We start from the raw sequence: 13,817 nt of genomic DNA, 5'->3' as shown, positions 1-13,817 counted from the left end.
TAACGACTCAAAAAATTACGGAGTAATGCGACTGATAGTCCAGCAGTTTTTCCTACTTGCTGCAAAGTACTGCTAAATCCTTGATTCATTGCTCTCCAAGATTGTCCATCAACAACAACTTCTTTAGTGGGATAATTACGCCACACTTCTAGTAACGAGATTTTGTTATCGCCACTTGCCGATCCAATCAAAGCACCCCTCAAAGCTTCTCTATTTCCTTGAGAAGCTCCTGAATTAACAATATTACTCGCTCGATCTAAAATGTATCCCCCTATAGAACTATTGAGTAAACTAGAAGCGGTTACCGCATCCATAGGAATTTCTTGTATTAGCAATAGGCGAATAACTTCTGGCTTATGACCTGTAAACTTGAACAGAAAGTCTAAAGAAGGAGATATTTCTCCAGTCTGAGCAAAAACTTCTAACTCCTCCAAAGAGATTGATTGACCTACAATTCCATGGTTAAATTTAATTTTCTCGGCTGCGTTTACGGATTCAATGGGAGCAATAGCGATGGTCATTGCGATCGCAAAAGAGCTAACTCCTAACAAATATTGCTTAAACCTCAAACCCCACATTGCTCAATCTTCCTACTAAATTTAGACGTTCTGAGTTTATTTACGATGCTGATTACGAAAAAATGCGACTCATTTGGTGACTGATAAGGTGATGACTGAATCAGGTTTGAATTTTTCAATTAATATATGTATACTGTAAATGTTGAATAAAAAATCATTAAAATAAGTTGAGCAGCATTATGGATCGACACTACGTATTAAAGATTAACCCTCAAGCCAACCACGAATGGGATCGTTGCGTTTTAAGAAACCCCATTACAGGAGAACATCCCGATCTGAAAAATGCGATCGCCAAAGCAGTTCAAAATCAACCAGGCTCTTACCTCATCAAAGTAAGTATTAATGTCGAAATTTTAGAACAAACCATTCCTCACAATCCCCCCACCACAATTAAACCAGTTCAAAAAACCTCAGCAAAACTCCTGACCATAACCAACTAAAAAATCAACCAATACTTCTTCTCTTTTCCTTCTAACTCAGTGAATCGGTAACTCGGTGAATCGGTGAATCCAAAGTGTGGCACTTTTCCAGTTGTTTAGCGTCTCAATCTGTTACAGTCAAACAAAAGTAAATTATATTTACGAGCGATTCTACAGATTAAAAATCTGCTAAGAAACGTTCCAGTCTTACGCTTACTTAAGCTATTTAAGTCTATGTTTAAATTACGTCCATCTCTTAAAAAGATTTTTACAACTTTAGGCGTTACTAGTTGCTTAGTCGCTAGTGTTCCTATCATAACTGCTGCTCAAGGAGGTTCTGGTTTAACGATTTTTAGCGGTGTTGACCGAGAAAATATTCTTAACTATTACCTTGATTTTCATGGACAAAGAAATAGTCGCGATCGCTATCGCTTGAGAATTCCTGGTAAAAAACTGATGCAGGGAGCATCAAAATTTTACATTTTTTATCCAGATTACTACGACGGTACATTTAAAGAAGACAGAATCGAAGTCAGAATTAATGGTGAACCCTTAGCCCTTAGAGAAGTGATTTGGGATCGAGAAAATTATTTAATTGAAATCGAGCTTGAAGAACCCTTAAAAGAAAGCAAAAAAGTAGAATTGGTATTTTCAGGAGTCAAAAATCCTGATGTTGGTACTTATTACTTCCGTGGTGAAGTACTTCCCGCCCTTGATGTACCCATTCGTCAATACATTGGCACTTGGATAATTAGCATCAATCCATAAGGTTATAGTAAGATTAGAGATTGTGACTTTTTAGAGCTAAAATCAAAAATTTTTAGGAGGGCAAAATAAGTGACAAAACGTACTTTGGGCGGAACAAACCGCAAACAAAAAAGAACATCAGGTTTTCGCGCTCGGATGCGTAGCCACACGGGTAGGAGAGTAATTCGCTCTCGTCGTAAAAAAGGTCGTCATCGTTTGGCTGTTTAAAAGCAGTCTTGCTAACTAATTAGTGTGGGATTGCCCAGTATCCATCGTCTAAAACATTGGCGAGAATTTCGTGCTGTTTATCAAAAAGGAATGCGTCGTTACGGTTCTTGTTTGATACTAAGAGCTTTGTTGATTTCCAAAACAGTCGCGCAATCCCATAATTCTCCAACTCGTATTGGTATTTCTATTAGCACTAAGGTAAGCAAAAAAGCTGTTCAACGAAACCTTATTAAACGCCGAATTAGGTCGGCTTTTCAAGAGTTACTGCCAAGGATCGATAGTGGCTGGTACATTGTCATCGTAGTAAAAAATCAAGCAATTGAATGCAAATATGGAGATTTTTTGCGAGAATTAGAGCAACTATTAATAGAATCAAACATTATCAATGGGTATTAAAGAAGAAGTTTATTACGAAGGTGGGCCTCACGTCGGAGACTTAATATTAAATATATTGTTGGGTTTCTTTGTGATTACAATTCCTCTCACAGTGGGAGCAATTGTACGTGCTTTATGGCTACGCTATCGCATTACAGATCGCCGAATTTCGATCACTGGTGGTTGGATGGGTAGAGAACGTACAGACATTATTTATAATGAAATCGTTAAAGTAGTAAATGTTCCTAGAGGTATTGGCTTATGGGGTGACTTGGTAGTAACCTTAAAAGATAGAAGTCGTCTTGAATTAAGGGCTGTACCTAGATTTAGAGAAATTGCTGATTACATAGCTGAAAGATCGGCAGCTAAAACAGGTAAACCTAAAGATAAGATCGCTCAATAAGTTATTCGACTGTAGTAGAAATTAATTTTTTTGGTAGGGAAAACCCTTCTACTATCAAGAACAGCGATCGGCTACACTAGACTGAGAAAATTTACCGCGCAAAGGCTGGATGGATTAAAGAATGGATTTTGGTATTGGCTTTATTTCAAACAACATAATGTTGCCAATCCTGGACTTTTTTTACGGGATTGTACCTAGTTATGGCTTGGCAATTATCGCTCTGACGCTGGTAATTCGCTTTGCAGTATTTCCCCTAAGTGCGGGACAGATTCGCAATATGCGTAAGATGCGGATTGTGCAGCCTCTAATGAAGGAGCGACAAGAAGCAATTAAGCAACGCTATCAGAATGAACCGAAAAAGCAACAAGAAGAGATGGCGAAGCTGATGCAAGAATTTGGTAATCCTCTTGCGGGTTGTTTACCACTGCTCTTGCAAATGCCTATTTTATTTGCTTTGTTTGCTACTTTACGTGGGTCACCATTTACTGACACCCCTTACACTGTAGATTTGCAAATTTTTCCTAGAGAGCAAATTGAACGAATTCAACCCCAGCCTTTCGCCACCAAAGCTCAAAATATTTATCTTGATGATGGCTTTCACGATAAAATTGAAGCTCTGCTTCCAGGAGGCAATAAGCTAGCTGTTGGAGAAACAACTCGCATTGAATTACAGACTCCTGAAGGAAAACCTTTTGACAATTTGTTAAAAGAGTACTCAGAAAAAGATCTTGTTCCTCAATGGGAAGTAACCAAAGGTTCAGAAAGACTTAATATCAAAGAAGATGGTACTATCGAAGCCTTAGAACCTGGAGATGCCACTGTGCAAGTGGCAATCCATGGGATTGCAGCCGATAAAGGATTTTTATTTATTAAAGCTCTAGGTCAAGTCGGTGTTACGGATGAGGATGGTAACATAAACTTTGATATTCTGTTTCTGGTTCTGTTATTTGGCATTAGTATCTACGTTAATCAGCAAATGAGCGGTAGTGGAAACTCCAAGAGCGACGATCCTGGTGCTCAACAACAGCAAGCTATTAGCAAAATAACTCCCGTTCTTTTTAGTGGAATGTTTTTATTCTTTCCTCTTCCTGCGGGAGTTTTAATGTATATCGTAGTTGCTAGTTTATTCCAAATGGGTCAGACTTGGTTCTTAATGCAGGAAGAACTACCAGAAAACTTGCAGAAAATTATTGCAGAACAAGAAAAAGCCGATAAAAATCGAGAATCGCTTCCCTTTGAACGCAAACGTTCTAAAAAGAAAGAAAAAACTTCTGGTTAAGCAACCATTATGGAAGATCGAATAGAGCGCGGAAAGCAGTGGTTGGAAAACTTGTTAACGTTAATGGGAATGCCAACTACTGCGACTTCAGAAGGATTTGCCACCATTACTGAAGATCGAGAATCTTGTTGGTTAAATATTGGTATCGATCATCTAACTTCCGAACAAATCCAGCTTTTGATTGGAGAAAGAGGTAAAAATATAGATGCAATTCAGTATTTAGCCAACACATTATTAAATTTGCTTCAAAGTTCTGAAAGTCAAGGCTCTTACACTATTGAATTAGATGGTTATCGCGTAACACGGTATCAAGAGCTATTAGAAATTGCTGATACCGCCGCAGCCCAGGTAAGAGATACAGGACAAGAAATTGAAGTTCCCGATTTATCTTCCGCAGAAAGAAAACAAATCCATTCTTTTTTGCAAAATTCGACAGATTTGGTTACAGAAAGTCGTGGTCAAGAGCCAGATCGCAAACTGGTAGTTAAATTACGTTAGTAGATGATTGGGAGGAGCATCAAAAGATGCTCGTTCGTGCTAGAGAGCAAAACTCATTCATTCTTGGCTGAAGAAGTTTAATAAGCCTGCGTCAGATGTGGCGTACAAGCTGTTGAGGAAATCTCAACAGTGTGATTGGGTAAGCAAAGGGTTCACCATAATCCCTCAAGCTCTCGCATACAGACACTTTGTAAGAAGTCAGACCTCGCGTCCCCCATCTAAAAAGCTTGCCATCAAGTAGGATAATACCTTCTGAAGGTATAAGCGTCCGACTTAAACTTCCCTTGGAGACCTCGCGCATTCGCGGAATTACCGAATGCTGACCTAGCAAGGAAACGTCCTCCAAGACAACCTTGTGAAGAGTTCTGAACGCTTCGGAGTCGCATCGCTGTTCACCTTACTTGTTGAGCAACGATTTAAGCATGATTATTGTAAGTACTTTAATACTGGACGCTATTTTCAAAATCGAATCTGTCTTGCAAACATAAATTAGAAATTCAAATTAATTATTCTTTCCTTTGACCTAACTTCTGAAAGAAGTTTATTTAACGATGGAAGCCCTATATATTCCACAACTGCTAAAAGCACCCCGTAGTACCAGAGAAATTACTTTAGACGATCCGATTTCTGGTTTAGAGACTTTAACCCCTATTAGAGGAATTTTGGTCGTCAGACATGGGGGGAATTTTTTAGAAATCTCAGTAAAAGCAGAAACTATTGTAACTCTTATTTGCGATCGCTGTTTACAAAACTACAATTATCGTATCGCAATTGACACCTCAGAATTAATCTGGTTGGAAGCAGTCGCTCCCGATTTAGATCGCCTTCCATTAGAGCGAGAAGTGTCCTTAGAGGACTTATCAGAAACTTTACCTCCTAATGGTCATTTTGAATCAGAACAATGGCTATATGAGCAATTTTCGCTGGCTATGCCTTTACGTAGATTGTGTGGTGAAAATTGCCAGGGTGCAGCTAAAACTACATCAGAAAATGAACATCAAATTGATAGTCGCTGGGCTTCTTTAGCATCATTGAAAGAGCAGTTATCCCAAAATCAGGATTAAGTTTTTATAAAAAATAAAATTGTTACTATAGTTACTGGTGTTAGGAGACTTGATAAATAACAGTTGATAGCAAAGAGTTTTTGGAAACAAACAATGACTGCTAGGCAAAATACTATAAATTTCGTATACAAAAAGAATTTTTTATTGGAACTTTTAATGAAATTTGCATAAACTTTTTGTGTAATGTTTGTCAAGAACGTAAATCACAATCAAAAAGCTTTTTAAAAGTTATAAGAGAACTAGCTTAATTAATAAGAACCTAGTTGTCAGCATGAAGTATTTGCTTAATTCTATCACTACAGCAATAGTCGTTAGCTGTATAGGAATGGATTTATCTCCAGCTATTGCAATAGGGATTTATACTCAACAAACAATCTCAAATACTTTCCAAAATAGTAATCATTACGCTTACAAAAGTAACTCTAACTTATTAGATGTATTAGATAATTACGAGCGAAATATTTCTTGTATCACTTCTAATCTAGAATTTAGTTCTTTTAGCGAGCGCGCAGTATTGCCGAAGGCAAACCGCCATCAGATATTAGTTCATAAAGGAATCGCCTTACAAAAGCTAAAAAAGTATCAAGAATCTATTGTTTGTTTGGATCGAGCTTTATCTCTGCAACCCCAATCAGAACAAGCTTGGTATCGTCGCGGAGTAGCTCTCAGCCATCTCCAAGATTATAGTCAGGCATTTTTCTCTTACAATCAAGCATTACAAATAAACCCTGATGATTACACAGCTTGGTACAATCAGGCAATAACTCTCGAAAAATTAGGCGTTTATGGTGAAGCGATTTCTGCTTACGAACAAGCGATTAATTTGAATCCAGAACTTTATCTAGCTTGGTACAATCGCGGTAAAATTTTGACCAGGTTGGGTAGATACGAAAAAGCTTCCGTAGCTTACGAAAAAGCGATCGCTATTAAACCTGATTATGAACTAGCTTGGTACAGTAAAGCCCATTTATTAGAAAAACAAGGTAAAACTGAAGAAGCTTTAGCAGTGTATCAAAGACTTTTACAAATAGATGATCAACAGTATCGAGCTTGGTACAATCAGGGCAATATATTTTTCCGACTAAAACAATATCATCAAGCTCTGGCATCCTATCAACAAGCAATTTCTTTACAACCAGAATACTATCAAGCATGGAACAATCAAGGAGCAACTTTAGAAGCTTTAGAACACAAGAAAAAAGCTTTGGAAGCTTACACTGAAGCCCTACAAGTCAATCCTCGCTATCAAAAAGCATTAAACAATCGTCGTCGCATCTTGCAACTATTACATCCTTAAAAGGCAAGGTACAATAAAATACTTATGAGTCGTATTTAATTTTTCTTGATAGGAGTCCCTGAATTAATGGCAACCATCAGATTGATGCACGCTAAATTACATCGTGTTACTGTGACTGAAGCCAATGTTAATTATGTCGGTAGCATTACTATCGATAGTGACTTAATGGACAAAGTAGGGCTATTACCTTTAGAAGAAGTAGATGTGATTAACCTCGATAATGGTAAGCGTTGGTCTACATACACCCTACCAGGAAAAGCAGGGAGTGGTCACATTTGCCCTAATGGGGGTGCTGCTTTATTGTGTAAACCAGGAGATTTACTGATTATTATTGCATATCAAGAATGCGATCGCTCATTTGTACTAAAGCAAGGACATCAAGCAAAAGTTTTAGTAGCAGATAAAAATAATCGTTGTGATGAATTTATTTACCAAGATTTAATTCCCAAAGATCATGGCTTGGAGTTTTCTTGTTCATAAAATACTTTTGTGAGTATCCAGATATTACATCCCAGTGGTCTATTTTATTAGTTTTGATAGGTTGAGATTGGGTTTGGGGGTTTAGGGAAAATGTTTAGAGGTCAAAACTTAATTGGTTTAGTATTAGCCTCGTATAGCAAATTTAATACTAATTTAAGAAACCTCTTTATTAACCGCCAGTGAGAAAACCCCGTACCCTTGAAGTTGGTTTCTCCCCTTCGTAATTCACTCATTCATATTTTTATATGTAGCAACAGAAGAAGGAGAAATCCGATTTAGATAGCGGAAAATCCAATATTTTAGTACCGTATCTAAAATGACAGGGAAAGTAGCAATAAATAGAAAATTAAAATCATGATTTTCTGGTAAACCAAGATGTCGCGAAATCCCTTCTAAAATTACTTCCCAACCGTGGGGAGAGTGATAGCCCACAAACATATCTGTCAGCAAAATAATTAAAAAAGCTTTGGCTGAATCGCTCAATCCGTAGACAATTTCATCGAGAAAAGATTTAATGATGGCAATTTCTCGCTTACAAAGGAAAATAATAGCAGCAAAAGCGAACAAAGAACAAAAATCAGCAAAAACGTTACTTACTCCGTTGACTCCTTGATGACGATAATTTTCGGCTATTTCTTCTGCTTTATGATGTAATTTTTCTTCTACTTCTTCATTAGAAATTGGCGGAGCAAAACCAACTAAACTCTTGAAATGGAGATTTTCTTCATAACGATGTAACTCCATCAAAGCTTCTTCTTCTAAATCCTGATTAATAAAAATAACTTGTTCGTGATTATTAAAATATTTTTCGACCAAAGGATTTATAATGAAGGTTTTTGTAACTTGATGAGTAAATAAAGGAACAATAATTAAAATCAATAGAAAATAGATAGATATAACTGTTTTATTGCGGGAACGACGGAATTTTTTAATTACTTCCTCTTCTGTATTTTCTGCTTGAGGGTCTATTTCTTGGCGAATCCGATTAAGAGTTCTCATAAAAGAACGCGGTAAAACACCAGTTTTATTAGAAATAGTTGCAGTTGTTGGCGTATTATTTGTTGGCTGCGGTTTGATTAGTAAATTTTTTTTCTGCTTTTTGGGAGCTACTTTGGTTACTGGATTTATTTGACCAGTATTAGTTAAGGGTATTTCCTCTTGAGGCAATTCTTTTTCGTACTTCAATATTACTGAATCTATATAGTTCAGTTTATCGATCGCCGATAGTTGTTTTTGTTTTATGATGTCTTCCTGATAAGTGACAACTGTAATTTCTGTGGTAGATCGATTGTTAGAAAAAATTATTAATCCTCGACTGATTTTAAATTCAGCAAGTCTGACTTTAATTGTGTTGAGATAGTTATTAACATCATCACGAAACACTTTCACCACACTGGGAGAATAGGCTACTGTTCCCGCAGATATTTTCTGACCTTGGAAGTGATCGTCTTCAATCGCTTTGATTTTTACCGCAGCGCGATAAGCAGCGTCTAAAGCCCTTTCTGGAGTGCTAGAGAGCCATTTTCTTCCTTTACTAACTAAATTATTTAGTCTCATTGGTTTATGTACCACGCACTATAAAATACACCAAAGGAAGGAGTTGTTTAATTTTGCTGAATGGATTTTCTCGATCATCCTTGCATACCTATGTCCCTAACCTGTGTTAGTCTAATTATTAGGCAATAATATAAAATTATGCAATCGTCGTATCAAGACGATTTGAAAAGCAGTAGCAAATTGAGATTAGCAAAGTTTTGGTTACTGACTCATTAAGTCTATGACTTAACAGCTAGTTGTTGCAAAACCATTTAAGTGGTTGCTGCATTGTATTCTAAAGGAGTTTTCTTTTAAATGGACTATTTAGATAAGGTAATAGAAAAAATAAAAGACTGGGCGCAAAAATTAATTGAGTTGCTTTTAGGGCCAGAAACAGAGCCAGAAGCAGAATTAATTCCCATCCCTGTAAACGAGCCAAAGAATCGCCGTAATCGTTAATCGCATACGTAGGTTTATAAGTTTTGTCTCAACTGCACTTGCTAGTATTAAGCGGAGCTAATTTGAACTTATTGGGGACGCGAGAACCAGAAATATATGGTTCGGTGACTTTAGCAGATATTCACAATTCTTTGGAGTTAGAGGCGCAAAAGCTTCAGGTGAATGTATCTTGTTTACAATCCAATTTGGAAGGGGAATTGTTAGAAGCGATTCACTCTGCAAGAAATTCATATCAAGGAATTATTATCAATGCAGGGGCTTATACCCATACAAGTGTAGCTATTAGAGATGCTTTGTCTGCTGTAGAAATTCCTACAGTGGAAGTTCATCTGAGCAATATTTACCAGAGAGAAGAGTTTAGACACCATTCTTATATCGCACCCATAGCCATTGGTCAAATTAGCGGATTCGGTGCTAATAGCTATATTTTAGGTTTACAGGCTTTAGTAAGTTATTTAAAAAAATAAACATAAGCAAAAATCTAGGGAAGGATTAAAGCCATCCCTAATTTTTTGAGTGAATATTGTTTGTTGTTATGAAGCAAACAATTTTTTTATACAAGACCGAGTACGCTAGCCAGTAGAGCTTTCTGAGCGTGCATTCTATTTTCTGCTTGATCCCAAATACGCGATCGCTTTCCTTCCATGACAGCGTCGGTAATTTCTTCTCCTCGATGAGCGGGTAAGCAATGTAGCACGATCGCATCTTGAGCAGCATTAGCTAATAATTTGTCATTAACTTGATAAGACTGAAAAATAGGAATTCGACTATCGGCTAAATCTTCTTGTCCCATACTCGCCCAAACATCAGTATAGATTACTTGTACCCCTTCAACAGCAGCGATCGCATCATCAGTAATAACTATTTCAGTACTGTTTCTTGCTAATTCTTGAGCTTGCTTAACTATTTCTGGGTTTGGTTGATAATCAGTGGGGGTAGCGACACGGACATTCACCCCTGCTAAAGCACCTCCCAAGAGTAAAGAATGAGCAACGTTATTACCATCACCTACATAAGTTAAAGTTGTTCCTTCTAAAGAGCCAAAGCACTCCTTAATTGTTAGAAGATCCGCTAAAATTTGGCAAGGATGTTCCAGATCGGTTAAGGCATTAATTACAGGAATTTGAGCATAGTCGGCAAAAGTTTTTAAATCTGCTTGAGCAAAAGTACGAATTGCCAACACATCAAGATAGCGATCCAACACTCTGGCGGTATCCTCTAAAGGCTCTCCTCTTCCTACTTGAGTAACATTGGGATTGAGATCTATTACCTGTCCTCCTAATTGATACATCGCTACAGTAAAAGATACTCTGGTGCGGGTAGAAGCTTTAGAAAATAATAGCCCTAATGTGCGATCGCATTTTAGGTTAATTTCTCCACTTTTTAATTGTTGCGCCAATTGTAGTAGCTCTTGAAGTTCTTGAGCATCAAGATCGGCAATACTTAATAAATCTCTTCCTTGCAGGTGTTCCATAGTTAACTCTAACTTTGTCTTGGCTAAATAACTGTTGGTTTAAGTCTTTGATTTGAGGTGAATCTGAGAAAAAGCCTATTGTAGGGCTAACTAATGGCACAAGTAAAGCCATAAATTATTTTGTTTGCTAAATGTTTTTCAGAAAGGCGATCGCTAATTTTAAAGATTGCTTTTTTATCCTGTAATACTACATAAACACGATATAGAGTAATCATAAAGTATTAGTCATTAGAGAATCAGAGCTATTACGGATAAACAGGATCTATATTTTTCTCCTTAAAATTTATTTTGTCGTGAATTATCCTTATTTTTAACTATAAATTATTGCCATATCAGTCTGAATTAACCAAAGATTTATTATTTTTTTATTTCACCGCACAATAACTTTATTTTGATTCAGTATTTTTATTTATTGTTCTTTTATGAACTAAATATATTGATTGAATAAATGCTGATATAGCTCAATGTAGAATACCATATTTTATCGAAAAAATATTTTTAAAAAACAGTATTTTTGAGGATTTACTTCTTGGCGTTATAGTTGCTAACTTAGATGAAAGATTTGAAAACAAATCAAAAAACACACAGTTTGATTCACACACATAACTAGAAAAACCAAGAAATAATCATGAAAAAACTAATTTCTATCTCTTTTGCTGCCTTAGCTATGGGAAGTATGTTAACTTTACCTGCACAAGCCGATAATGAATATAGTAGTGAAGTTGCAAGGTTCTGTGCAGAATATGGAGATTTAACTGATTCAGAAGACATTTCCCTAATGCTACAAAACTTTATTGGTGAAATAGAAGATATGACAATAGATGACTTAATATCTTTAACTGAAATAGGAACAGAGGTTGAAGATGGTGAAGACTTAAGCTCTATTTGTGCTGATTATAGTTAAACAATATTTTTAATCACTAATAGATAATTAATATTGTTTGAAGTTAGTTCAGATAAAAATTCAAGATTTTATCTTTTAGTAACTCCAATATAGTCTTTTTAAACAGTCATAAATTTGTAAGAAATGTAATCTCATGTTAAATCGTTTCAATTTTAAAAAAGTTATCTCCAGGGGATTATTACCTCTGATGGGATTAGGACTTTTAACCGTTCCTACACCCAGACCAGCAGCAGCTAGCGGAGAAACACCTGTATCTGTTGAACTAATGTTGTCTGTTGACATTTCTGGAAGTGTTGACAGCAGCGAATATAATCTACAAATGGATGGTTATGCAGCAGCCTTTAGAGATGACGAAGTAATTGCTGCAATTGAAAGATTGCCTGATGGTATGGCGATAAGTCTCCAGTTTTGGGCGAAAAAACCTGCTCCAGATATTGGTTGGCGAGTTTTGAACACTAGGGCAGATATTTTAGCTTTTGCTGATGAACTAGACGCTTTACCTAGGCCTTCAAGTTCAACTTCAGCCGTATCCCCTTGGTCTGGCAGAATCCAAGGATGGACAGGTATTGCTAATGGTTTAGAAGCTGCCACAACTTCTATTTTAGAAAATGCTTATGCAGGGGAAGTTTTAGTCATCGATGTTTCTGGTGATGGTCGAGAAAATGTTAGAAACTGGTCTCTGATTCGTGATGCGAGAGATAATGCTGTAGCCAATAATATCACTGTTAATGGTCTACCTATCGACCCTTCTAACAATCAGTATGTAGCTAATCACTATCGTGATTATGTAATTGGTGGAACAGATTCTTTCGCAGAAGTTGCTTATGGTTTTGACAACTTTACTGAAGCCGTTAAAACCAAGTTACAAAGAGAAATTTTTGATACCTACGATGAGTTTACAGTACCCATCATGAGTTGTCAGGTAACTGATAGTGTTACTGTGGCAGGTACTGTAAGAGACTTTTCTGATTCTCACCCTGACTTTCAGTATAGAATTGGCGATGATCGCAATATGGTAACCACTAATCTCGGTGTAGATCGCAAACCAATTTACGCTCATCCTGACGGTAGTACTCGGACTACTAATGGTAAAGAGTACTTCGATCAATGGTATCGAGATATAAATGGAGTCAATGAAAGTATGGACTATCCCATAACTTTGACCAAGCAAGCCAATGACAATTTCCGTTATGAAAATACTTCTTTCTTCCCCATTGATAACCAAATGATGGGTAATGAAGGACGTAATCATAACTTCCACTTTACTTACGAAATTCATAGCCAATTCACTTATGAAGGTGGCGAGGTTCTCAACTTTAGCGGTGACGATGATGTTTGGGTTTACATCAATGGTCAAAGAGTCATTGACCTCGGTGGAGTTCATGGAAGACAAAATGCTAGTGTTAACGTTGATGCTGTTGCAGCACAGCTAGGTCTGGAAATCGGTCAAACTTACGATTTCGACTTTTTCTTCGCCGAAAGACATACTACTCAATCCAATTTTGTTTTAGAAACATCTATGAACTTATTGTGTGATAGTGATGGCAATGGTATCTCTGACCTTGTAGAAAGTGCGCCTTTTGGCGATCCTGATGGAGATGGTTTTGTTCCTATTGTGACCCCTATTGGTGGGGAAGAGGTTATTACGCAAGACATTGATGAGGATGGTGTTCCTAACTGGCAAGATCCTGACAACGATGATGATGGATTTCCTGACAACGAAGACCCTCGTCCTTATATTTTTGATTATGCTGACTAAGGTTATTTCCAGCAATGATTATACCCTCAAGTAATCAACTATGTGCTGATTTTACTGCTGTAGGCTGGCATGGTCTTTCTGGGAAATCACATAATCTAACTATCTCAATGTAATCTAAATCTCAATTTAGTTGTTTTCAGCGATCGCTTTAAAAGCGATCGCTTTTTGCTGGCTATTTATTGTCAGAATTTGCTGTTTTAGTTAATCCAAAACTCAATCAATTCTTGAATTCCGAGATGGCGATTGCAACGCGCCTCGCCAACGGCGAGATCGCTTTTTGGCTAAAATATTGTTAGTTCTTAATTCCCTAAAATAAT

The 13,817-nt window shown here is 36.9% G+C and carries 18 protein-coding genes; 14 read left to right on the top strand and 4 right to left on the bottom strand.

From position 1 onward, the window contains the following. On the bottom strand, positions 1-578 hold a 578-nt coding region (locus tag H1P_RS02960), incomplete at its 3' end, for an alpha/beta hydrolase (RefSeq protein WP_144863991.1). 179 nt (positions 579-757) lie between these two features. On the opposite strand from H1P_RS02960, the gene H1P_RS02955 reads away from it, so the two are divergent. The 10 genes from H1P_RS02955 to panD all read left to right on the top strand — a co-directional run bounded on the left by H1P_RS02955 (position 758) and on the right by panD (position 7,368). After that, positions 758-1,018 carry a hypothetical protein gene (locus H1P_RS02955; RefSeq protein ID WP_144863989.1) on the top strand — a complete coding sequence of 87 codons (261 nt, stop codon included), beginning with the start codon at positions 758-760 and terminating at the stop codon, positions 1,016-1,018. Positions 1,019-1,231: 213 nt separating this feature from the next. After that, positions 1,232-1,765, top strand: coding sequence for a DUF2808 domain-containing protein (locus H1P_RS02950; RefSeq protein WP_144863987.1), 534 nt, complete (start codon positions 1,232-1,234; stop codon positions 1,763-1,765). Positions 1,766-1,834: 69 nt separating this feature from the next. Then, positions 1,835-1,972: a 50S ribosomal protein L34 gene (gene rpmH, locus H1P_RS02945; protein ID WP_144863985.1), complete on the top strand. Its 138-nt coding sequence runs from the start codon at positions 1,835-1,837 to the stop codon at positions 1,970-1,972. A gap of 24 nt (positions 1,973-1,996) precedes the next feature. Continuing rightward, positions 1,997-2,368 carry a ribonuclease P protein component gene (gene rnpA / locus H1P_RS02940; RefSeq protein ID WP_144863983.1) on the top strand — a complete coding sequence of 124 codons (372 nt, stop codon included), beginning with the start codon at positions 1,997-1,999 and terminating at the stop codon, positions 2,366-2,368. Continuing rightward, on the top strand, positions 2,358-2,750 hold the full coding sequence (locus H1P_RS02935) for a PH domain-containing protein (RefSeq protein WP_144863981.1): 393 nt from the start codon (positions 2,358-2,360) through the stop codon (positions 2,748-2,750). Before rnpA ends, H1P_RS02935 begins: the two co-directional genes overlap by 11 nt. A 121-nt stretch (positions 2,751-2,871) precedes the next feature. Next, positions 2,872-4,029: a membrane protein insertase YidC gene (yidC, locus tag H1P_RS02930; protein ID WP_144863979.1), complete on the top strand. Its 1,158-nt coding sequence runs from the start codon at positions 2,872-2,874 to the stop codon at positions 4,027-4,029. Between the two features lie 9 nt (positions 4,030-4,038). Continuing rightward, positions 4,039-4,527, top strand: coding sequence for a Jag family protein (locus H1P_RS02925; protein WP_186375809.1), 489 nt, complete (start codon positions 4,039-4,041; stop codon positions 4,525-4,527). 551 nt (positions 4,528-5,078) lie between these two features. Then, positions 5,079-5,591: a YceD family protein gene (locus H1P_RS02920; protein ID WP_144863975.1), complete on the top strand. Its 513-nt coding sequence runs from the start codon at positions 5,079-5,081 to the stop codon at positions 5,589-5,591. Between the two features lie 325 nt (positions 5,592-5,916). Continuing rightward, positions 5,917-6,888 carry a tetratricopeptide repeat protein gene (locus H1P_RS02915; RefSeq protein WP_222426899.1) on the top strand — a complete coding sequence of 324 codons (972 nt, stop codon included), beginning with the start codon at positions 5,917-5,919 and terminating at the stop codon, positions 6,886-6,888. A gap of 66 nt (positions 6,889-6,954) precedes the next feature. Then, positions 6,955-7,368, top strand: coding sequence for an aspartate 1-decarboxylase (gene panD, locus H1P_RS02910; protein WP_144863971.1), 414 nt, complete (start codon positions 6,955-6,957; stop codon positions 7,366-7,368). A 225-nt stretch (positions 7,369-7,593) separates the two neighbouring features. Here panD and H1P_RS02905 read toward each other — a convergent pair whose 3' ends face one another. Then, positions 7,594-8,925, bottom strand: a complete 1,332-nt coding sequence (locus tag H1P_RS02905) for a proton extrusion protein PcxA (RefSeq protein ID WP_144863969.1) — start codon at positions 8,923-8,925, stop codon at positions 7,594-7,596. Between the two features lie 294 nt (positions 8,926-9,219). On the opposite strand from H1P_RS02905, the gene H1P_RS35700 reads away from it, so the two are divergent. Both H1P_RS35700 and aroQ read left to right on the top strand, forming a co-directional pair. Next, complete coding sequence (locus H1P_RS35700; RefSeq protein ID WP_186375808.1) at positions 9,220-9,363, top strand: hypothetical protein; 144 nt, start codon at positions 9,220-9,222, stop codon at positions 9,361-9,363. A 23-nt stretch (positions 9,364-9,386) separates the two neighbouring features. Then, entirely contained in the window at positions 9,387-9,830 is a 444-nt protein-coding gene (gene aroQ / locus H1P_RS02900) for a type II 3-dehydroquinate dehydratase (RefSeq protein ID WP_144863967.1), read from the top strand. An 86-nt stretch (positions 9,831-9,916) separates the two neighbouring features. Here aroQ and argF read toward each other — a convergent pair whose 3' ends face one another. Next, positions 9,917-10,837 carry an ornithine carbamoyltransferase gene (gene argF, locus H1P_RS02895; protein WP_144863965.1) on the bottom strand — a complete coding sequence of 307 codons (921 nt, stop codon included), beginning with the start codon at positions 10,835-10,837 and terminating at the stop codon, positions 9,917-9,919. A gap of 86 nt (positions 10,838-10,923) precedes the next feature. Further along, the gene (locus tag H1P_RS38775; protein WP_281291078.1) at positions 10,924-11,052 is read right to left on the bottom strand and encodes a hypothetical protein; all 129 of its coding nucleotides are present in this window, start codon (positions 11,050-11,052) and stop codon (positions 10,924-10,926) included. A 413-nt stretch (positions 11,053-11,465) separates the two neighbouring features. On the opposite strand from H1P_RS38775, the gene H1P_RS02890 reads away from it, so the two are divergent. Both H1P_RS02890 and H1P_RS02885 read left to right on the top strand, forming a co-directional pair. Beyond that, positions 11,466-11,741 carry a hypothetical protein gene (locus H1P_RS02890; RefSeq protein ID WP_144863963.1) on the top strand — a complete coding sequence of 92 codons (276 nt, stop codon included), beginning with the start codon at positions 11,466-11,468 and terminating at the stop codon, positions 11,739-11,741. A gap of 133 nt (positions 11,742-11,874) precedes the next feature. After that, positions 11,875-13,500 (top strand): DUF1194 domain-containing protein, encoded by a 1,626-nt coding sequence (locus H1P_RS02885; protein ID WP_144863961.1) that lies wholly within the window; start codon positions 11,875-11,877, stop codon positions 13,498-13,500. Positions 13,501-13,817: the final 317 nt, after the last annotated feature.

Source organism: Hyella patelloides LEGE 07179 (assembly GCF_900659865.1).
GTDB classification, from domain to species: domain Bacteria; phylum Cyanobacteriota; class Cyanobacteriia; order Cyanobacteriales; family Xenococcaceae; genus Hyella; species Hyella patelloides.
This window is presented reverse-complemented; position numbering and strand designations above follow the sequence as displayed.